This window comes from Corynebacterium sp. AOP40-9SA-29 (assembly GCF_052377405.1).
In the GTDB taxonomy this organism is placed as follows: domain Bacteria; phylum Actinomycetota; class Actinomycetes; order Mycobacteriales; family Mycobacteriaceae; genus Corynebacterium.
Genome location: NZ_JBQSWR010000024.1, coordinates 1 through 592 on the forward strand (window position 1 = coordinate 1; position 592 = coordinate 592).

The following is a 592-nucleotide window of genomic DNA, read 5'->3' on the forward strand; positions in this document are numbered from 1 at the left end:
CTTCGACGTCATCTGGTTCGCCAAGCACGTCCTGAACGAGCCGCTGACGGAGTGGCAGGAGTGGCTGTCGATCCACGCGCTGGAGCTGCTGCCGCCGGAGCGGATCAGGGCGCAGTACCCGGACCAGCCCGAGCTGTGGGACCAGGAGCTGCTGCGGTTCAAGACGATCCTCGTGCTCGTGGCCAGGCAGAACGGCAAGACGCACTGGGCGAAGGTGCTGCTGAAGTGGGCGCTGTTCCGGAAGAAGTTGCCGTACATTCTCGGCGCGGCGCAGACGAAGAACGATGCGTTCGAGTTGTGGGAGGAGGTTCGCGACGAGTGCGAGGCTCACCCGAAGCTTCGTAAGCGGATGAAGCGGACCTCCAACGCGCACGGCTTCGAGGCCCTGCGCTCGCGTACCGGGGTGTACCGGATCGCCGGCCTGGACCGCAATGCCGGTCGTGGCAAGACGGTGAACATGCTCTACCTCGACGAGTTGCGCGAGCATAAGACCTGGACCGGCTGGACGGCGTTGTCGTCGACGACGATGTCGCCGGTGATCGGCTTCAACGTCGCCACGTCGAATGCTGGTGACGCGAGGTCGGTGGTGCTG

General features: G+C 64.9%; 1 pseudogene. It reads left to right on the forward strand.

From position 1 onward, the window contains the following. Positions 1 to 592: pseudogene (locus ACT3SZ_RS16385) on the forward strand (hypothetical protein); the annotation flags it as partial.